Source organism: Phormidium sp. FACHB-1136, from assembly GCF_014697375.1.
Taxonomy (GTDB): Bacteria; Cyanobacteriota; Cyanobacteriia; order Phormidesmidales; family Phormidesmidaceae; genus Nodosilinea.
The window spans coordinates 1-18,882 of sequence record NZ_JACJRS010000106.1 but is presented as its reverse complement, the minus strand read 5'-3'; the positions used below and the strand labels follow the sequence as shown (position 1 = coordinate 18,882).

23 protein-coding genes are annotated in these 18,882 nt (G+C 55.2%); 10 read left to right on the top strand and 13 right to left on the bottom strand.

Translation table 11 applies throughout. From position 1 onward, the window contains the following. Positions 1 to 401 precede the first annotated feature (401 nt). Positions 402 to 887, top strand: a complete 486-nt coding sequence (locus H6G62_RS22325; RefSeq protein ID WP_190499291.1) for a hypothetical protein — start codon at positions 402 to 404, stop codon at positions 885 to 887. Positions 888 to 890: 3 nt separating this feature from the next. Here the strand turns inward: H6G62_RS22325 and H6G62_RS22320 are convergent, their stop codons facing one another. From H6G62_RS22320 to H6G62_RS22280, 9 genes are all read right to left on the bottom strand, one after another. Continuing rightward, positions 891 to 1,319 carry a hypothetical protein gene (locus H6G62_RS22320; RefSeq protein WP_190499290.1) on the bottom strand — a complete coding sequence of 143 codons (429 nt, stop codon included), beginning with the start codon at positions 1,317 to 1,319 and terminating at the stop codon, positions 891 to 893. 167 nt (positions 1,320 to 1,486) lie between these two features. Then, complete coding sequence (locus H6G62_RS22315) at positions 1,487 to 2,683, bottom strand: M23 family metallopeptidase (protein ID WP_190499288.1); 1,197 nt, start codon at positions 2,681 to 2,683, stop codon at positions 1,487 to 1,489. Next, positions 2,667 to 3,089 carry a hypothetical protein gene (locus tag H6G62_RS22310; RefSeq protein ID WP_190499286.1) on the bottom strand — a complete coding sequence of 141 codons (423 nt, stop codon included), beginning with the start codon at positions 3,087 to 3,089 and terminating at the stop codon, positions 2,667 to 2,669. Before H6G62_RS22310 ends, H6G62_RS22315 begins: the two co-directional genes overlap by 17 nt. A 2-nt stretch (positions 3,090 to 3,091) precedes the next feature. After that, positions 3,092 to 3,625, bottom strand: coding sequence for a hypothetical protein (locus tag H6G62_RS22305; protein WP_190499284.1), 534 nt, complete (start codon positions 3,623 to 3,625; stop codon positions 3,092 to 3,094). Further along, the gene (locus tag H6G62_RS22300; protein ID WP_190499282.1) at positions 3,618 to 4,919 is read right to left on the bottom strand and encodes a hypothetical protein; all 1,302 of its coding nucleotides are present in this window, start codon (positions 4,917 to 4,919) and stop codon (positions 3,618 to 3,620) included. Before H6G62_RS22300 ends, H6G62_RS22305 begins: the two co-directional genes overlap by 8 nt. Continuing rightward, entirely contained in the window at positions 4,903 to 5,562 is a 660-nt protein-coding gene (locus tag H6G62_RS22295) for a hypothetical protein (protein ID WP_190499279.1), read from the bottom strand. The genes H6G62_RS22300 and H6G62_RS22295 overlap by 17 nt, the downstream gene beginning before the upstream one ends. A 15-nt stretch (positions 5,563 to 5,577) precedes the next feature. Further along, on the bottom strand, positions 5,578 to 5,748 hold the full coding sequence (locus tag H6G62_RS22290; protein ID WP_190499277.1) for a hypothetical protein: 171 nt from the start codon (positions 5,746 to 5,748) through the stop codon (positions 5,578 to 5,580). Between the two features lie 2 nt (positions 5,749 to 5,750). After that, a complete protein-coding gene (locus tag H6G62_RS22285) occupies positions 5,751 to 5,906 on the bottom strand; it encodes a hypothetical protein (protein ID WP_190499275.1) in 156 nt (51 codons plus the stop codon). A gap of 67 nt (positions 5,907 to 5,973) precedes the next feature. Further along, on the bottom strand, positions 5,974 to 6,534 hold the full coding sequence (locus H6G62_RS22280; protein WP_190499274.1) for a hypothetical protein: 561 nt from the start codon (positions 6,532 to 6,534) through the stop codon (positions 5,974 to 5,976). A 213-nt stretch (positions 6,535 to 6,747) separates the two neighbouring features. On the opposite strand from H6G62_RS22280, the gene H6G62_RS22275 reads away from it, so the two are divergent. The 7 genes from H6G62_RS22275 (at position 6,748) to H6G62_RS22245 (ending at position 15,323) form a co-directional block, all read left to right on the top strand. After that, positions 6,748 to 6,957, top strand: a complete 210-nt coding sequence (locus H6G62_RS22275) for a hypothetical protein (RefSeq protein ID WP_242052223.1) — start codon at positions 6,748 to 6,750, stop codon at positions 6,955 to 6,957. Next, positions 6,954 to 7,541, top strand: a complete 588-nt coding sequence (locus tag H6G62_RS22270; protein ID WP_190499272.1) for a hypothetical protein — start codon at positions 6,954 to 6,956, stop codon at positions 7,539 to 7,541. Before H6G62_RS22275 ends, H6G62_RS22270 begins: the two co-directional genes overlap by 4 nt. Positions 7,542 to 8,174: 633 nt before the next feature. After that, entirely contained in the window at positions 8,175 to 11,363 is a 3,189-nt protein-coding gene (locus H6G62_RS22265) for a hypothetical protein (RefSeq protein WP_190499270.1), read from the top strand. Positions 11,364 to 11,608: 245 nt separating this feature from the next. Beyond that, positions 11,609 to 13,000 (top strand): acetamidase/formamidase family protein, encoded by a 1,392-nt coding sequence (locus tag H6G62_RS22260; RefSeq protein ID WP_190499268.1) that lies wholly within the window; start codon positions 11,609 to 11,611, stop codon positions 12,998 to 13,000. 218 nt (positions 13,001 to 13,218) lie between these two features. Beyond that, complete coding sequence (locus tag H6G62_RS22255) at positions 13,219 to 13,818, top strand: ParA family protein (protein WP_190499266.1); 600 nt, start codon at positions 13,219 to 13,221, stop codon at positions 13,816 to 13,818. Further along, entirely contained in the window at positions 13,811 to 14,107 is a 297-nt protein-coding gene (locus H6G62_RS22250) for a hypothetical protein (RefSeq protein ID WP_190499264.1), read from the top strand. The genes H6G62_RS22255 and H6G62_RS22250 overlap by 8 nt, the downstream gene beginning before the upstream one ends. A 1,072-nt stretch (positions 14,108 to 15,179) precedes the next feature. Then, positions 15,180 to 15,323, top strand: a complete 144-nt coding sequence (locus H6G62_RS22245) for a hypothetical protein (protein ID WP_190499262.1) — start codon at positions 15,180 to 15,182, stop codon at positions 15,321 to 15,323. 103 nt (positions 15,324 to 15,426) lie between these two features. On the opposite strand, the gene H6G62_RS22240 is transcribed toward H6G62_RS22245, so the two are convergent. After that, the gene (locus H6G62_RS22240) at positions 15,427 to 15,882 is read right to left on the bottom strand and encodes a hypothetical protein (RefSeq protein ID WP_190499260.1); all 456 of its coding nucleotides are present in this window, start codon (positions 15,880 to 15,882) and stop codon (positions 15,427 to 15,429) included. Between the two features lie 403 nt (positions 15,883 to 16,285). On the opposite strand from H6G62_RS22240, the gene H6G62_RS22235 reads away from it, so the two are divergent. Beyond that, the gene (locus tag H6G62_RS22235) at positions 16,286 to 16,885 is read left to right on the top strand and encodes a hypothetical protein (RefSeq protein WP_190499258.1); all 600 of its coding nucleotides are present in this window, start codon (positions 16,286 to 16,288) and stop codon (positions 16,883 to 16,885) included. An 82-nt stretch (positions 16,886 to 16,967) separates the two neighbouring features. Here H6G62_RS22235 and H6G62_RS22230 read toward each other — a convergent pair whose 3' ends face one another. Genes H6G62_RS22230 through H6G62_RS22220 form a run of 3 tightly spaced genes read right to left on the bottom strand, consistent with a single transcriptional unit; the run spans position 16,968 to position 18,251 of the window. Further along, positions 16,968 to 17,228 carry a GIY-YIG nuclease family protein gene (locus H6G62_RS22230; protein WP_199325180.1) on the bottom strand — a complete coding sequence of 87 codons (261 nt, stop codon included), beginning with the start codon at positions 17,226 to 17,228 and terminating at the stop codon, positions 16,968 to 16,970. A gap of 20 nt (positions 17,229 to 17,248) precedes the next feature. After that, complete coding sequence (locus H6G62_RS22225; protein ID WP_190499256.1) at positions 17,249 to 17,575, bottom strand: hypothetical protein; 327 nt, start codon at positions 17,573 to 17,575, stop codon at positions 17,249 to 17,251. Continuing rightward, entirely contained in the window at positions 17,562 to 18,251 is a 690-nt protein-coding gene (locus H6G62_RS22220; RefSeq protein WP_190499255.1) for a hypothetical protein, read from the bottom strand. Before H6G62_RS22220 ends, H6G62_RS22225 begins: the two co-directional genes overlap by 14 nt. Positions 18,252 to 18,492: 241 nt before the next feature. Between H6G62_RS22220 and H6G62_RS22215 the strand changes: the two genes are divergently transcribed. Continuing rightward, entirely contained in the window at positions 18,493 to 18,750 is a 258-nt protein-coding gene (locus H6G62_RS22215) for a hypothetical protein (RefSeq protein WP_190499297.1), read from the top strand. Positions 18,751 to 18,882: the final 132 nt, after the last annotated feature.

Sequence of the window (18,882 nt, the reverse complement as noted above, 5' to 3'; positions counted from 1 at the left end):
GCTTCTGAAGCTCTTGCTTTTCCTCTGACGTTAGATAGTTTCTGACTCCCATGGCTTATTCCAGAATTTTAATGTATTATACGCAGTTTAGATGACTAACAGCTTACCTCTACGGCCATTGTCTTTTGTGGAGGTGGAACCAATGCGCTGGGAATACTACTAGAGGATTGTCGGCCTGACTTGGATCACTATTTCGGCTGTGGCATCAATCTTCCTGATTCGATTGATGTGGATTCAGAGTACAACTATCGCCTCGAAGATATCTACAGTATGTTTGAGTCGATGCGAACCGAGTTTAAGTTGCCTCAGCCAAAGGCTATCAATCCTGAACCAGAAGAGTCTCAACAACTCGCTGACTAGATATGGTAAGACCTTGAATTGTTTTTAATCCAAATGATGTCATGACCCAATCCAATTGTCGGCTTCAGCTACGGCCTAAAACAGAGATAGACACGCTTGTCTTTAATCGCCTCAAACAAGGAAGCGATAACGTTTCGGCCAAGGGAACACGGGCCATTTCAACCCATTATTTAGCTGAAACTGTGGCTCAGATTGACCCTAATCTAGACAATCCCAAGCTGCGGGTGGCGGTGATTGAGGCGAAGCATGAGTTGGAGGCTCGCCTGAATCTCATCGAGTCATTGTTCCCTGCCCTGGCTCCGGCCACGCCACCGCCTCAGCCGATCTGGCTATCACCGCATAATGTCAACAACGGCGGCCCCGTTCAATCAGAGTCGAAGCGGAAGCCTGAACCGACCAACCCTGAAACGCGTCAGACTCGACCAGGCAAAGCTAGGTCAGAGACCGATTCGGCTTCTGGCGCACAGATTGACACATCTAGTACGTCCTGGGCCGAGTTCAGCGTGGTCAAACAGAAGAACGCTTAGGGCCTATCGTCCCCGTGACGATTCGCTGGCCACCTCAACAGAAACAGCCTTCAAGGCCGTGAGCATTTGGCTTTTGGTCATAGGCTTGCCCTTTCCCCGCGCATTCCGCCAACGAATACCCGCCGCGCTGCATTGTTTTTGCAGGCTGGCCACCGTTGGGGATTGGGCCGTAGTGGCCTTGGGCTGAGGGGCGGTCATCCCGAATGTCGGAGTCAGCGTGGGCTGAGGTTCCGCCTGAGGTTCCGGTTGAGTCAGCTCTGCCGATTCAGCCAGGGCGGGTTGAGACTCAGGCACTTCGGTGTCTGTCGTCAGGTCGGCCAAGACGGGTTCCGCAGTCGCCTCAGCGACGGGTTTAGGTTGGGTTGCTTCGGCCCACAGGACGAGGACGCCCACGATGGCGGCGGTGTAGAGAACGATATCGAAAAAGTCCATTGTTTTGCTCCCGTGTAGTGGTTGGGGTTGGCTTTGGCCGCTGCTGTTTCGGCCTGTCACCCGATTGGCTATCCCGCTGGGGGGCGGTGCTGGGTCAGTTCCCTTCTGTTCTGTTGTCGCCGAAAGGCGGTGCGGGAATGGGGCCATGTGGTCACCTCCCATACCCATCATCGGCCTAGCTGCTCTAGCAGGGCATTCACCCGCCGCTGTTGGTCTCTGGGCACGTTCATCGGAGGCCCACCCTTGGCCCTACGGCTGGCATTGAGGGCAGCGGTACGGGCTTGGATAATCTGCTGTGGGTTTGGGTCTGCGGTGGGGAGGTGGGCAACTAGGCGCTTGCCCGCGTCAGGAGATTGGGTGTAGCCATCCAAAGCGGCGACCATGGCAGCTTGGGATAGGGGCTTCCCAAACTTTGCCTGTGCCTGTGCCTGAATATCCTGCTCTGCCTTGCGTAGGGTACCTAACCAGGATTGATCGGCGGCCTCTGGGCTGGCTGCACAGTGCTGGTAACTGAAGCTGCCCTGATTCTGGCAACGGCCCGACCAACCGGGGTCTGGGTGGCCATGGTAGGCAGCGGTGGGTTGCCCGTTAGCGTCGCGGGTGCCCTCGGCTCTACCGATGGCGCGTTTCAGGAGGTCATCGGGGATGGGTTTACCGGGGGCATTGTTCACGCTGGCTGCGTTAACCTGTTGGCCCTTGGCATCCTTGGCCCATGTCTGGGGGTTCACCCACGCCCCGCCCCGTTTGATTTTCCAATCGAGGTGAGGGCCAGTAGAGACAGAATCGGTAGGGCTTACCTTGGCAACGACCTGCCCAGCGGTGACGGTATCGCCCACCGCAACCGCGATGTTGTCAACGTGGACTAGCTGGTGTTCTACTGGCCCCGCCCAGTCTTGGCCTTGGATGTGGACTTGGTAGGATGCCCCGTTTGCGCTGGTGCCAATCTTGCGGATCTCAGATACCGTACCTGAGATGGGAGAGGCCACAGCAGCCCCCGCTGCACCTCCCACACGGGCATCAAAGTCCACCCCGCCATGGGGGCCATAACTGCGTTGGTTGCCTGTCTCAGGGCCAAAGCTTTGTCCATGGGTGGGTTGGTAGGCAACGAGGTCATCTAGGGTTTTGCCCACGATGGGAGAGGCGTAGGTTTGGCCTTGGGTGGCCACGGTGGCGGCTGCGCCCCTGCGAATCGTAAACCGTTGGTTCGCATCAGCATCCACCATGACCCAGGTTGAGGCACCGATCAGGGCAACGCAACCGAGTTTTAGGGCAACGTCCCCGGTCTGGATGGCGCTACCGATGACCCACCGCCACACCGGGGGGAGTTCTGTCCAATGGGGTTTATGGTTAGCGACTGAGTTCACTGTGGGTCACAACTCCTTCCTGTACGGTTACGTCTACGGCCAAGCCATTGTTGAGAACCCAGCGGTACACCCCATTGCCCAGGGCACAGGCGGGGGCACCGAGGGCGGTTAGGGTCAACACCTCGGATTCACCCACCAAGGCCCGCCGGATGTTGGCTGCGGTGGCATCGATGGCAACGGGTTCGGGGGCGATGGCTTCGCAGTTCAGCAAGCGTTGGTCGCTGGGGTCTACTCGGTTGGCTTCAATCCATCGGGCGACCTGGTGCGCCTCGATGGCGGATCTAACTCGGCTAACGGGATTGATGAACTTGCCCCGCCCTGGCTCTAGAAGGTCTAGAAAAGCCACCCCCGCCACAGCACAGGCAAGGATGGCTAGACGGCGGGTCTTGACTCGCCACAGCAGCATGGTTATTCCCCTACCTTCACAGCGCGGGTGTAGGGGCGAACTTCGATGGGTTCACCGATGCGTTCTTCCCCGGTCAGCACCTTGTGAGCGCTTCCGGCGATGGACTGGGTAGGGACTACCAACATGGCCCCAAAGTTGGTTCCGGTAACGATGGGATTCCAGATATCACCACTGGCTTTAACGGCGCTGCCCTGGAGGACGTTCAGCCCAGCGGCCAAGACAAACAACCCACCCCACACGCTGATGAATGCCCCGCCCATCGTTTGCAGGGGATAGTTCCGCAGGCAGGAGAGGCCCGACCGTAGGACAGGGAAGATGCTCCAGGGGTCTGTAGCAGGGCTGATAACAAAGACGGGTTTGCGCTTGCCTTGGGTGGCATCGAACCAACCCCCGTCTTGGATGTTTGAGCGCATCGTATTGCGGGGGGCCATCTGGATTGCCCCGCCCCGTTGCATCGGTGCTGGGTTGATGTCGATCACTTGAGCGTCGATGACCTCTGGCCCTTTGGCGAGGGCGTTGGAAGGGGGCTTATTCATGGGTGGAATTTTCCTCAATGATGGATTTGATACGGTCGTAGAGTTGGCACCCTTCCTGATACCGAGCGCCCTTGTAGCCCAGGACATCCTTGATGATTTGGGAGCGGCTCAAGCCCTGGTGTAGGGCGTTCGTTACTGAGAGAATGAGGGCCAGATCGGGGGTATTTTGGCCCCCTGCGAACTCGGTAACTTCGGTTCGGGGTAAGGCTACAGCCCCCGCCCCGTCTGGAGTTGAGGGCAGTTCGGCCTGAGTTCGGGGGGCTGAACTAAGTTCTCCATTTTTGGGAGAAAGTTCGGGCACTTCATAGGCCACCATGGGCAACCATTCGGGCAAGGCGCTGTGATAAAAGACGGCCTTCTTAGGGCTGAATGACCGCTCGTAGATGGCGGGGTCATCGATGGCAGGGATAGTTTTGTCGGAGGCTCGTAGGCTCTCTAGATGGCCCTGGCTGGTTGGGGTCTGCAAGGTCAACAGGTCGAACGTGGCTCTCATGCCCCCGCTTACCCCGATGTCCCCTACCAGGCTGGATTGAGTCATCGCCCACAATGCCCGGTCATCGGTTTCGCCTGAGGACAGTTCCATGACCAACTGAGGCTTGAGAAAGGACTCGTACCAGGTCTTAAAGGTGGTTTTGAGCATGGCCAGCTCGTCAACGATCAGCACCTTGGGTCGCTGGGGAATTTGCCGCCAAGCGAAAATGAACTGTTGCATTTCCTCCTGCATGGCCTCAATGTCTTCCTTGGTTTCGAGGCTATCGGCCATGAACCCTAGGACGTTGTCAGCAGCTTCCCAGTACCAATGCTCTTTGGGGTGATACTTGGGCTGGATGACCCACACGGCAGCACCAGCGGCTTGGGCCTGTCGGTAGGCATGGGCAACGGTTAGACCCTTCCCCACCCTGGGGTTAGCTGCGATGAGGGTAGGGCGCAACCGTTGGGCCAAGATGGCGGCTGGGTTGCCTACTCGGTAACTGTCGCCTTGGCTTCCGGCTGACATGGGAACGGAACCATCCCAGGCAGGGGCTACGGGGGGCATGGGGGTGGCTGCAATGGCAACGGTAGGGGTTTCCCCTTTCAATGCCCAGGCCACCCCAGAACCCACCGAGACAGCCCCTAGGAGCATGGCCAAGGGCAGGTAGGGGTTGGTGACTCGGTACTCAACTTGGCCCCCGTTGGCAAAGGTTTCTAGGTCGGCTGGGGTCAGGTTGGATGCAGGGCGTTGAACCCCACAAAACAGCCCTAGGGCAGCGCTACCGATGGCGGTATAGAGCAGTGGGTTACTCTCTAACTTCATGGGCTTGCACCTCCTGGGAGAGGGAATGTTGACGGTCGTGATACTGGGCAATGTTTTCGATGGCGACTACCGCAAGGTTGATCGGCGGGTCTTGGGGTAGTGCAGCCATGGCACGGGCGTGTTCTACGGCGTTAACCCGGAATAGGGCAGCGTTGGCCTTACCCCAGTCCCGTTCAACCTTGGCTAGGTCTAACTGGGCTTGGGCGTCCCGTTGGAACCGATTGAGCGGGCAGATCAACTGCTGTTTGTAGCAGGGGTCGGTTTCAAGTTGTACGGCCCGCTCTGCCTCCTGACGGTAGCGGTAAGCCTCGTTTTCTAGGACAGAACGGGCAACGTCATCCAGCACCAGGCGTGAATCTTGGTAGTTCCCGCTGAGTCTGTCCTGGGCTGCGGCGATGACGTTCTCATAGTTCGGGGCGGGGTTCTGGCTTTGGTAAACCCCGGTATTGCCAACCCTGCCATTTTGGGCGAGGGCAAAGGCCACCCCGGTTAGGGCAGCAACGGAGAGGCCACCCACCGCCCAGTAACGACGGTTTTGCCACCATGGCAGCGGGACAAGGTGGATGTTCTGGATCGGCCCTTCCGGGGCTGGGGTAAAGGCTTCCTTGCGGTAATCGAGGGGAACAGGCGGGGGAGTGTGCATGATGGTGCATCCTGGCTAGTTCAGATAGTTTTCGGTGATGTAGTGCCCTAACTCCCACAGTTCGGGGGATAACTGGCCCCCGTTGCAGGCCATATCTAGGGCAAGGGTTTCGGCGGTTTCGTAGGGAACACCACGGTCTAGGAAGGCTTGGAGGTAAGCGGTATAGAGGTCGTCAGCGGTGGGCATAGTTAGGCGTCCTCTGCGAACCCAGGGCAGGCACTCATATCGGCGTCTTCCCAGTTTTTGGGGGCGTTGCAGAAGGCGATAACCGCTGGATGGTTGGCCAGTTTGCAGAAGCCGTCTGGGCCATCGTCGGAAAAGTTCACACAATCAAGGCAGGTCATCGGGGAAATCCTCAAAACAACAGAACAGCGATCAATGCCCCCGCCAGGGCGAGGGCGGCGTAAACCCCTACGGCTGGGGGCTTGCGGCGGGTTGCTGGGGCTTTCCCAACACAGACATATCCCGCTGCATCTGGGCATCCATGGCGGCGTTATGCAGCGCCAACTGCTCAGAACGCAGCTTGTAAACCAGGCTGGCTTCTTTGACCTGCTCAACCTTGGCCTTCACCGCTGCGGCCTGTTGGGCCTTCCGTTGGGTGATGGCCTGTTGCTGGTGATAGTCGGCCTCGACAGCCTCTAGGAACCCGTCGCAGCTACTCAGGAAGCGGTCAACGTCTTCCGGCTCAAAGCTGGTCAGGGCCACATCACCCCGGTAATCAGCCAAGTTGATGGCAGCAGGGGCTTGGGGTAAGGCAAGCTGCCCCCGGTGGTTCCCCACCTCGATCACCGTGGGGACGATGGCGGTGGGTTCGGTGGGATTGTCCAGGAAGTACGCCTTGGCAGCGGTCAGGGCGTCAGGCGTTAGCCCCTTCGAAGTGTCGAAACCCTCAGCCTTGAGGAACTTATGCACACTGCCTTTGGAAAGCCCGTGAGTCTTGCAGAACGCGGATAGCGAGATGTTTTCAGTCATCGGTAAACCTCGTATGAACAAAATCCGTTCATCCATGAACGGCTGATAAAAACTAGGAGTCTAGGCATTGCCTACCCAGCAGCGGCCCTCTATGTCTCGTCTCTTGGGGCGTTCACTGTTGAACATGGTTATAACATAAATTAGATATAAATTGATATTAATAAGCTATACTCTGGCCATTAGAAAGTATCGTTTGTCTAGGAGGCACTGGAAATGCGTACTATTGAGGCGTACCCAATGAGCCAAAAAACTGTGTCAAAACGAGTGCTGGTGACACTGCCTGATACTGTCGCCGCTGATCTTGAAGCGTGGGCTGAGTATCAGGGGCGTCCTACTGCAAACCTGGCATCATTTCTGATCGAGTTGGGGCTGAGACAGGCCAAGTCCAACGGCGAATTTAAGACGCTAGAGGAAACCAAGTGAGCGCCACCCACGACAAGGCCCAACGCGCCACGGTGCAGATCGGCCCGTTGTCGGTCGATGGCTTTCAGATGCCCGACGGCAGCTACCGGATGAGCCAAACCCAGGCGGCTGAGTGCATTGGCAAACCCGAAATTAACGCCCGACGGTTTTTAGACTCCAGGGGCATCAAAGCCTTGCGGGGCGAGGGTTATACGCCCGACAGTGTGGCAATTGAATCGACCGATCAGAGTAGAGGCCAATCGAGGGTCAACGCGCTACCCCTGGATGTCATCAGCGCCTATTGGCTATGGGAAGCCTCTAAGGGCAATCAGCAAGCCATCGCGCTTTGCTATGCCCTTATGGCTGAAACTTTAGAACGACGCTTTGATGCGGCCTTTGGGGTTGAGCGTAGCGAGTCTGAACGCAATGCCATCTTGGCCCAACGATTGCAGCAAACCGAATCTGCCCTTGCGATCCTCGGTGAAACCTACGCCGAACCCGATCTGCTCAGGATGGAAAATGAACAACTGCGGCAGCAGCTCCGCGATGCGGGCTTGGAGCCTTGGTCACTCCCGCAAACTGAGGATCCAAGACCTGATGAATAGGGCAACTTCACCCTATCCGCACTCAGAAGTAGCGACAGTAGCGGTTAGTTTTGGTAAATTACATCAAGTCCCCACCCAAGGAGGTGATGTCTATTGAAAGCTAAGGTCGAAATTCCCCTTAACAGCAAAAGACGATAGGTCTTCCCGCCAAGAAAGTTTCTATCGTCTTCGCTCTTATGAACCGCATTTCCCATAACGGGTGATGCAGGGGATTTCTTTGCACCGCATTGCATTGCATTGCATTGCATTTCGATATTAGCCCACTCAGATCTCTGGTGCAAGACCCTGGACTGAGATTGGGCAACATCGTGATGCAATTTTTCCCCCATCCGTCCCAATCTTCCTCCCCTAAAATCCCCTGAAAGGCTTATCCAGCTTGGGATTCGGGCGTGATCTGTGATTGGCATAGATTTGCCCCAGAACCGGAAACCGGACGGACGCTGCACACCCTACACCCAGCGTTTACCCCATGACAACCTATGTTCACCCTGGAGTTCAACCAGGACTCAGGGCTTTAGGGGCTTTTCCCTCAAAGTCCCTTAAACAACTGATAGACGTGGCGTTCAGGCTCTATCGTCCAGAGAAGACCACCCATGAAGCCGTCGGAAGATGCGCTCCTCAGGGGGTGGCGCGATGAGTGGCTTCAAGTCTCTAGGGCGTTCCTGCCCCATCTGTGACGGGGCTAGGCGCGATTGTCGAGAAAACCTCAGCACGGGATTCATCCATTGCCGCGATGCCAGTGCGAACCCTGGAGGTCAATGGCGCTACATCAAAGACGATGCCCACGGGTTCGGGATGTGGGTCTGGGGCGAAGGCAACGACAATCGCGATGCTCGGCCCACCCCCGTAGCCACCGAACCTAGTGCTCCAGCGGTACTAGCTTGGCCTGTGGAGCACCGGGACAAAGCCTACCGAGCGATAGCGGGGAAGCTGGCCCTGGCCCATCGGCTCAACATTGGCAAGCGTCCCCACGTCACGGATCAGGAAATTGATGCCCTAATTAAGGCTGGGGTGCTGTTCACCTGGCCCGGTGGGCAGACGGTCTCCGGTGCGGGCGTTGGCCTTCCTGGGGTGAAGGATGATGGGCAGTTGGTGGGGCGCAACACCTGGGCCATCGGCATTCCTAACGTGGATGCTCAGATTGCTGGTGTACAACTGCGAAATCCCGATGGCGGCTATTTTTGGGCCTCGGCTCCCAACCAGGGCGGCGCAACTCCCCACGTTGACGGAGAATTGCCGCTAGGGCTTTATGGAGTGCCCGAATGCGGGGTGCTGGAAGTGGCCGAGGGCTACCTTAAACCTGCCCTGGCTCAAGCTCGCTATGGGGGCGGCTGGCTAGGGATGGCCGGGGGGCAATGGGCCAAGGCACCCAAACAACTGCAAGCCATCGTCAATGCTCACGGCATTACCCAGGTGGTGCTGAATGCCGACGGTGGGGCCATCCAGAATAACCAAGTGATGACGGCCTACCGGGCGCTGGCTGACCTGCTGGAGGACTGGGGTATCCCATTGCGGGTGCGCTGGTGGGGGCAAACCACTAAGGCCGATGGCGATGTGGATGAAATTGCCCCGGAGGTTTTCCACAAGGCCGAGCTACTGAGATGGGCAGAACTGGAGGCGATGGCCCCCGCTGACAGCCATCCCCAATCATGGGCCGCTCGGATTGGGGCACGTCTTCGCCGCAAATTCACCCCCCAGGCCAGCGCCAAAGCCCTTAAGACGACCTTAGGAGACACGCCCTACGATGGCCACGAATACGAACCAGGCCAACGCCTAGCCACCTGGAAAGATGCCGTTGCGAGGGGCTTTAAGGTCATCCTTGACCAATCGGGCACCGGGTCAGGCAAATCCCACGATACGGGGCGGGCCACCCCTGAGGAGTTTGGGGCCAAAAAACTGCTCTATCTCAGCGCAGGCCACTACGCCCCCACGGCTCCCACCCTGGGCGAATGGGCCGATGTCCATGGTCGCCATGCTGGCCTCACTTACGACACCCAGGCCGATGGCTCTACTCGCACCAGGCGAGCCAAGTGGGGAGAGGAGCGAGTTGTTCCCGCCAACTGCGGGCGCACCGACTTGATTAACGTCCTGCGGGCGAAGCATGTGGCGGGGGCCGACCAGGCCAATCTGGTGTGTAATACCTGCCCCCTTCAGGATGTGTGCCGCCATGGTGAGGGCAAGGGCTATGGCTATCTGCACCAACGCAAAGTAGGTCTCGCCGCCCCCCGGCTGCGGCTGCACCCCGACAGCGCCCCAGGCGAAGACTTCGACTACGCCGACAGCCTCCTGATCTGGGATGAGCCAGGTGAATCCTTCAGCACCGAAACCCAAATCACCGTCACCAGGGCCGATATTGATGCCACGCTGGCCCGACTGGCTATGGCGAGTGCTGACCTACTCAACCCCCTGACGCCGCTGCTGACAGCGTTGCGGCTGCTATTTGAGGCCAAACAGGGGAAGTATGGCCTCGGCCATCAAATCATCCTAGAACGGCTTCCTGGCATCCCCGATATCGACATTGCGGCTCTGCAAGGTATCCTGGCCCCGGCCCTAGCGGACGTACTCGATCCAGAGATTGAACCCGGCCTGCGGATATCCGACCTGCAAGGGCGCTCTACCAAAATTGAGAGCCACAGCAGCTACCACGGGGCGCGGGAAGCGAAGGTTAACCTCCGGGCACACTTTGGCGATACGGCAGCGGCCAAAGCGGCGGCAGAAGCCCTGCCAAAGCAATGGTTGGTCGATTTCCTGCTGGCTCTACAAGGCCAAGGACGACTCAATCTGTCCTACGAATCCCTGACCATCACCCAAACCGAACAGCGGCACCGGAGCCTTGTCCAGGCGGCGAAGGCGACGATCTTCCTCGATGCCACTCTCTCCCGTGAGGATCTGGCCCTGGCGTTGGGGGTCGCTCCTGACGACATCTACTGTATCCGGGAAGCCAAGGCAGGGGCCAGCTCTGAGCAAAGAAATCCACTAGGGGCCAACGTTCGGGCCTTCCAAGTCTCCGACCTAGGCAGGCTGGGGATGCAGCGGGGCGATGACCAGGCGCGACGGGTGGCTGCTCTCGTGGACCACCTGCGACAGACCGACCCCAGCACCAAGGTCATCGACTTCAAGAAGTTTGAGAGTGACGGAGCCTGGTGGCGCGATTCGAGAGGTTCTAATGCCTTTCAAACCATCCGCACCCTGGTACTCGTCGGGACGCCCTGCCAAAACCTTGCGGCGCTCCAGGCTCGATGGTTCACCCTGACGGGGCAGCAACCAGAGGCCAGCCCAGCCGAGTTTGAGGCATGGGTGAATCGGCGCATTCAGGCGGATATCCTCCAAGGCATCGGGCGGCTGCGGGCCAACCGTCGTCCCGGTGAGGCTCTCACCGTTTACCTGCTCACCAACTTCGATCTGTGCTTGCCCAACATCACCGAGGTCAGCGCCAAGGACATCACCCTCAAGGCCGCCTCCAAACTGGAGAAAACCGAGATGGCAATCCGGGCCGCCGTGGTGCACCTCCAACAAACCGGGGCAAAGGTGACGCAGGCTGCCATTGCCAAACTCGCCAACGTCAGTCAGGGCTACATTTCCAGGTGCTTTGGGGAATTATTACAAACGCTACTAGGGGACTCTAATAGCAAAAGTAATATTTCTGACGGGGCTGATCCACCCCCAGAGGTGCCTCCCCTGATTTGGGCATCCATCGACCTGGCGGATAGCCCTCAAAGGCTGGTAGATGGCATCGCAGATCTTCTAAACGGCCTGGTTGACCCCCATCATCTGCTGGCTATTCTGCTATCTGGCCCACCCTCTCAGAACATATCGGCATGAAGTCTTTCGGAATGCCTCGCCTTTGCCCAAACAGTGTCTGGTTTGCCAGATAACCAGATAACCAGAATTAAGCATGTATGAGTATCGAGCACTACATACCTCCTTGCGTAAGTGGGTTTTACTCAGGAAAACGTTAGTCAACACTGGGAGTCGCCTAGGGGCGTTTCATCTGCTACGAGAGGTAAGTTTTCCTGCGTTGTTGATGGCTCCCAGTCCACGGTGGTTTCCTGATGAGGATGTGAACGATGATTGATTTTCGTAGGAGGCGCTGGGTCAAGACCTGGCCCGCTCTGTTTACTGCGACGGTGATGCTATGCCTAGCCGCTAGCTTTTTACCCATGGGCATGACCCCGGCCAGTGAGGCGGTGCCGCCTGTAGAGCGTTCTAATCCGACCGCCTGTGGAGCGCGTACCACGGCTCCCCGCCATTACCAGGTCGCTGCCAGTCCAGATACCGTTCATTGGGGCTTCTACAGCAAGAACTTGGCCCCGGTGATCGCCGTCAACTCCAAAGACTTTGTCACCCTGGAAACCATCACCCACCATGCCGGGGATGATTATGACCGTCTCATTGCAGGCGATCACGCCATTGAGGCTATCTATAGCTGGACAGCGGATGGAAAAGCCGTCGAGCGTGGCCCTGGTGTCCATATTTTGACGGGGCCAGTTTATGTCTGCGGTGCGGAGCCTGGGGACTTGTTGGAGGTGCGGGTCGTTGATCTGAAACTGCGCCCTAGCGGCATGGATGCCACCAAAACCTACGGATCCAATGCAGCGGCCTGGTGGGGATTTCAGTACGACAACCTGAAGGATGATCCCAAGCCCCGTGAGGTGATCACCCTCTACGAGATGGATGCCACGGGCCACGATAACTACGCAAAGGCGGTCTATCGCTACCAATGGACACCCCAAACCACCCCTGATGGCGTAGTTCACGACACCATTGATACCGCTGGCATCATCGTGGATCACAACACGGTGACGAAAATCACCGACACGCTCAAGGGTGTGAAAGTGCCCCTGCGCCTTCACCTGGGCTCCATGGGAGTCGCTCCTAGCGAAGCCGATATCGTAGACTCCATCCCACCCAGTTACTTTGGGGGCAATATCGACAACCGCAATATTGGGATTGGCACCGCCATGTACTACCCCGTGGCTGTTCCCGGTGCGTTGTTCTCCGGTGGTGACGCCCACGCCTCTCAGGGGGATGGAGAACTGGACGGCACAGCGATTGAAACCTCGATTACTGGGGTCTTTCAGTTTATTTTGCATAAGCAAGCGGATCTGGATGGCACTATTCTTGAAGGCGTGAACTACCCGCTGCTCGAAACCCCAGACTCCTGGATCGTCCACGGGTTCACCTATCCCAACTATCTGGAAGCCCTTGGCGAAGAGGCCCAAACCAAAATCTACGAGCTTTCCTCCCTTGACCCAGCCCTCAAGAATAGCTCCGCCAACCTGCGAGATTTCTTGATGAATGGGATGGGCCTCAGCGAAGATGAAGCCTTTTCTCTGATGACCGTTGGGGCAGACTTTGCCATTACCCAGGTGGTGGATGGCAACTGGGGCGTTCATGGAATTGTTCCTAAGGCAATCTTTGACCCAGCCACGGTGAAGCCCAAACCGACGGTACGTTAATCGCCCATAGCTTTCACGATCCCGTCTTCTGTTTTTCCGATCTGCCCAGATCCTTGGAACAGAAGGCGGTTTTTTATGGGACGGTGGCCAAGGATTGACCCGCCCTCTAGCTATACCCATTTGGGACACGACAGGCTAGAATCTGGCCATCTGGCATACCAGATAGCTGTAAAACCAAAAAAACAGATACCCAGAAAACCAGATACCCAGAAAACTAGATGAAAATCATCACCGTCACAGGCTACAAGGGGGGCTGCGGCAAATCCGTCACCGCGATCCATGTGGCCACCTACCTCAGTGGTCGGGGGGATGTGGTGCTCGTGGACGGCGACCCCAACCGTACCGCGATTGCCTGGGGTGATCGCGGCCACCTCCCTTTCTTGGTCGCCGATGAGCGCAAGGCCATGAAGGTTGTCCAGGGGCGGGACTACATTGTGATCGACACCCCCGCTCGGCCCGACTCCTCCGACCTAAAGGAACTGGCCGATGGGGCCGACCTGCTGATCCTGCCCACCGTGCCCGATGTGGTGTCCCTAGAACCGATGCTCCAGACCGCCAACGACCTGGGCGGGGCCACCTACCGGGCACTGCTGACCATCGTTCCCCCCAAACCCAGCCGGGAGGGTGAAACCATGCGAACGGAACTCAGCGACAACGGCATCCCCGTTTTCAAAACCATGATTCGCCGTGCAGCGGGCTTTCAAAAAGCGGCCCTCGCCGGGGTGCCCATATCCGCCCTCTCCGGACGGGATCGGCTGGGCTGGCTCGACTACGAATCCCTAGGCAAAGAAATTTTGGAGGTACTGAACCATGGGTGAACCCAAAGGCAGCAAGTACGGGGCGCTGATCAAACAGGCTAAACAAGCCCCACCAGATGACCAGCCCACCATAGAACCAGAAAACCAGATATCTGGTCAACCAGACCACCAGACCACCAGACCACCAGCGCCGGACGAGAAACAGGTCAACCTGTGCGTCAAGGTGCCAGAGTCCCTACGGCGACACTGGGCCATTCAAGCCAAAATCCAGGGTGTCACCATGACCGCCGTGATGGTTGAAGCCCTGACTGAGCGATTCGGCAAACCAGATGACCAGATGACCAGATGACCAGATGACCAGTTTGATAAACCCTGATTGCCCCGCCAAGGTTGAGAAACACGGTGGGGGGATTGGCAACCAATTAAGTGGAGAAACGTTTACAAACGTTAAGTTAACAACAGTCTTAACTCTAAAAAGACGCAATAGCGGTTAGTTTCACTAAGATGAATATATCTCTTCAATTAAATATATCTTTAGCAATCGGAATTGATTTCATAAAGGTGTCGTATTTACTTGAAAATCCTATATCCCTAAACCACAATAAAAATTCTGCTGGAGCAAAGACCGGTCAAAAAAAAGTGAGCCTTGCGGCCCACTAGCCTATACTGTGATGTCTCTGATACCGAATCTTGGCCACCGACGCTCCAGCAGCTTACAACACAAGCCGCCACCACATGATTTCCTCGCCCCAGGATCAGATATAAAAATTGTAGCTAGATCGAATAGGCAAATGACGAGTGACTAACGTCATGACGGCATTTTTGCAATATTTCTTAAGAAGATAAAAAATGTATCTTCTTACACAAAATATGTCATTAAAAAGCCTGTGGTCGGTCACAGGCTTTTTGTTATAGGAGCTTAATTGTGCGGCGGTGATCTTGGCATAGCGTCTTTCTCCATCAGAGAACCTAGGTCAGTTAGTCAATCCTCGGCGGTGATCTTGGCATCTTAGGAGTCCTACTAGGCACAACGTTCAACCAACTGATAGCTTCCGACACGCTTAATCACAAAGACAGTTTCGCCCTCACATACTCTTTGACCATTAATCTCCTTTGCCTTCCAAGAAGAAGCCTGATACCTAATTCGTCCTCCCCTTTCAGGATGAATTTCCTTTTCGACAGTCCCCCATTCGCTACAATTACCAAAATCAATCTCAGAACCCTTATTTTTACCCCTTATTATTTGCAACATTGGAGCCACCCATTCATCGCTGCTCTACAAGTTAATGATCCTATTACCTAAAATGTGACAGGTTCTCAGATGTCACTTTTAGAAGGGGTTTTGCATAAATAAATGAAGCCGATTGAGATAGCTCAAACTACCCCAATCGGCGGCAACAACAATCTACTTGGTGAACCTTATGCACAAACTGCTTTACAGCTTCCTTTCCAGCATTGAGAAAGTCAGCCAAAACGATAACGAGGATGTGGCTCTAGCAGCGATCTACTCGATGTTCCTGAGCTTCGCACTGACGCTGTTAGTCGTCCTCATCATCGCCCTCTAGGGGCCTTGGCTAAACCAGCAGAAAGGCTGTAATCATCGCAGTCTTTCTGCTCCGATTCATGGATAAAGAGTAAGATGCTAGCTTACGCATGCCCTAATATCTCCTATGTAGGGACTTGATCTGGATTCTGTTTCTTGAGACGGACTTTTCCCCTGTGGGTCAAATACAGTTTCATTTTGTCGGACAAACTAGATGCATCCTCCAATTCGATTGCTTTCCTGATATTCAGAAACTCTTGGTTTAGAACTTCACTGGCTGCACGGTAAGACTTTAAGCATGATTTATTTAAGTAACCTTGGCAGCTACTTAGAATAGAATCTGCTACTAACAACCAAAAGCTTAATGAATTATCAAGAAGAGCCTGATCCAAAATCTCTTGCAATCTGTCATCTTCCTCCTCAGTGCGATTACTTTTCTGAATTAAGCCACAGTACTCAGACAGTCTCTTACTAGTCTCTGGTTCACCTATAGAATCCAAGCAGGAACTAAATTCTGTTTCCTCCAACTCTTCACTCGCGTCATCCTTGCACTGCCTATAGTTCCCATTCAGCTTAGGCATCACAGCTCCTTGAATGCTCAAGACATCACAGTATAGAGAGGACATAACCAGGACATCTCCTTAACGACCTCCATGCTATTAATGGCTGAGACACCGATTTTGTGACATTGCATATCAAAATCCATAGTCTAGCAAAAATAAAACGCATGTACTATCATCCTTAGGGAGTACTCTTAACTCGCTAGATGGAGATAGGTGGTGCAAATACTCATTTCAGGCAGTTTAAGCGTCTCTGCAAGTGCTCATGCCCTTAAATAAACCGCCCTAGAGCCTGGATGTCACAAATCCTCTGGGTCACGCATTAATTGCTGTGGGGGGGGCACTACCCCCTAAAAGTCACTAGAACTCAGGAGGTCAATTGAAATGCAACTCACTACTAATGTCCCTGGGGAGGTAACCGACGATGACCCCACCCAATTCCAGCGCTAGCGGAGACTGTGGCAGCGAATTTGACCGCCTGAACGAGTTTTACTCAGACTTGCTCCAGCCCAAGAGTGCCATAGCTAAGCCCATCTTTGGCTTTATTCGCAGCAAGCTCATTCAGTACAACCTAAGATCCTGGTGCGATGAGGTTGCCGTCTTACTCTGGGTCTACCTACGCTCTGTTGAACATATTGCCGGAGGGGGTAAGATAACCAACCACGCGGCTTGGGTCAAGTCCGTCGCCTTCAATATCATTCGGGAAACATCCAGGCAACATAAACGGCACCAGCCATTCGATGAGCCTCTGATTGAAAGCCTCAGCTACCGCCACACCCTTGATTCTGACGACATAGATCTAACCGACGACATGATCAAGGTTCGAGATGCTTTTAAGGCACTCTCTCCTAAGGAGCAGTTGCTGATTTACCAGAAAGTCGTTATGAATGATTCCTGGACTACCATCCAGGATTTTTTGAGGCAGGCAGGCCATGGTGACCACAGCTTAGCTGCCCTTCGCAAACAGAAGGAGCGTGCCATGGCCAAGCTAAGGAAGATTTACGACTCGCTCTGTGAGGCATAGTTTTCATTACCCCCAACCAGTCCAGTCCATAGCGATCACGCCTTCGTGGTCGCTTTCGCTTTTTTAAGACCACGGTAGGGGGTTAGACCACAGGCGGTTGCTTCAGGTTGAACTGGGGTTGATAGAAGTCAAAGGCTGCATTCTCGGCGCGGTTTAAGAGCCAATCCGGTAGTTCAACCCAGGAAATGTAGAGATTGGTGCCATACGCCTCCAGCAATTGAGCCAGCTTATGGTGTCCTCCATTCCACCGCTGGTAGATGTTCTGGGACTGACCAACATAGACAACGGTGCCGTCCTGGGTGCAAACCAGGTAAAGGCCACCCTTTTGCGGCAATGCCGTCAATTGGTCAATCGGGACGATGGCTACAACTCCTCGATGTGAATATCAGCGATTTGGGCTTCAAGCTGGATCCGCTGCCAGTCCATCTCTAGCTCAGCTTCAGACAGCCCCGCCATAGAACCCACCTTAAACAGCGACTCCTTCAGCATCTGCTCCGACTGTTCCAGGTCAGCCAGACTAATATCCGGGGTCTGTTTTAAGGTACGGATCTGCTCCAGGATGCTGAGCCAGTGGTCTTTGTAGCGCAAGTCCCGACCTTTTGTGAGATCAGGGTGCGCTTTCTTCAATTCCTGGGTGCTGTCTATTCCTGTCAGCTTATAGACGGTTTGCTTCACCTCAGCCATCTTCATTTTTGCCTCCTGACAACTTGGTGTAACGAATAGCGTCCTTCCTCTTCAAAAGCTTGAGAATTTCGGATTCTTTCCAGTTCAGAAGATTAGCGCCCAGCGTCACGGACTCTCTAGTCGAACGTGTTTTGTATAGTTGGGCCACCTTGGCGCGAACCTCCTCCGACACCTCTTCCTGCTCCAGCAGGTTAATCACCAGCACTTTCTGAACACGGTAAATATCATTCCAGGTTTGTAGGGAGCGCTGGCTACTCTCTAGATGGCTGATTTCCTTGATCTTCTCCGACCAGGAATCGAGCATTTGGGTCAGGGCTGACGCGGTGCCCACACCAAACCGCTGAAATAGTCCTTTGATGAACTGCCCTTTCTTCTGGCTGTCCTGGATGACCTTAACGTGCTCGTTGCGGTACTCCTCAAGGATGTGCTCTGCCGCTGCAATCGCGATCTGCTTCTCCTGCCGCCCCGTGATGTTGCCCTGTTGTTCGGCCCGCAGGTCATCTAACACCTGGTCATAGTTCGTCATCCGATGACGGTAATGGTTGAAGAGCTGCCGCCCATTAGCCAGGTCATAGGGGATTTGGGATCCATCGCTATCTTGAATGCTATAGAGCTTTTCAGGATGGGTTACTTCTACGCGATCTCGGAGCTTAGCCTTGTACTCAGAGTTTTCAGTGCTCAAGGTTTCATCCTCAAATCAAGGCGTTTTTAATTCTTTCCTCACTTTACTAAAGAAACCTAGGTGGTTTTGGGTATCCTGAGGAAATCAACGTAACCTTTGACACCATGCCTACCCTAATGCCCCTTCTTTAAACGCCGCCTTAGGCTTGATAATGGCATTCCAGCCAACAAGAACTTTATGGGATTTTCCTGGTGTAGTGGGCATCCTGGGTGTACGTAATTAATGATCCAGGCCACTGTGGATGAGCAATACTGCCCTCTCGCCTAACTTTGTTTTTCTGAAACGTCATGAGCCTCAGCTGGTCAGACTTGGGACTTTGGCTGAGCGCTACTTCAAGGAAGATCCCTGCACCTGCTTGATTAAGCTGCGACAGTTCGGGGAACTGCTGGCCCAGCTAACGGCGGCAAATGCGGGACTTTATAGAGATGAGCCTGACTGCCTGACAGAAGTGGGTGAAAGGCTTGAAACCTCGTGCTGCGAGGGGGAAAAGGTGAGGTGACATGAGACGCTGGAATTGCATATCTCAGGGTCTTTGCCATGCCAGCCACCACCTGTCTCTATGATCAAGTGCTGTCCTTGCTGCGTCAATATAGCCATCGTCGGGATCTGCGACACCTCAAGGCCTTGGCGT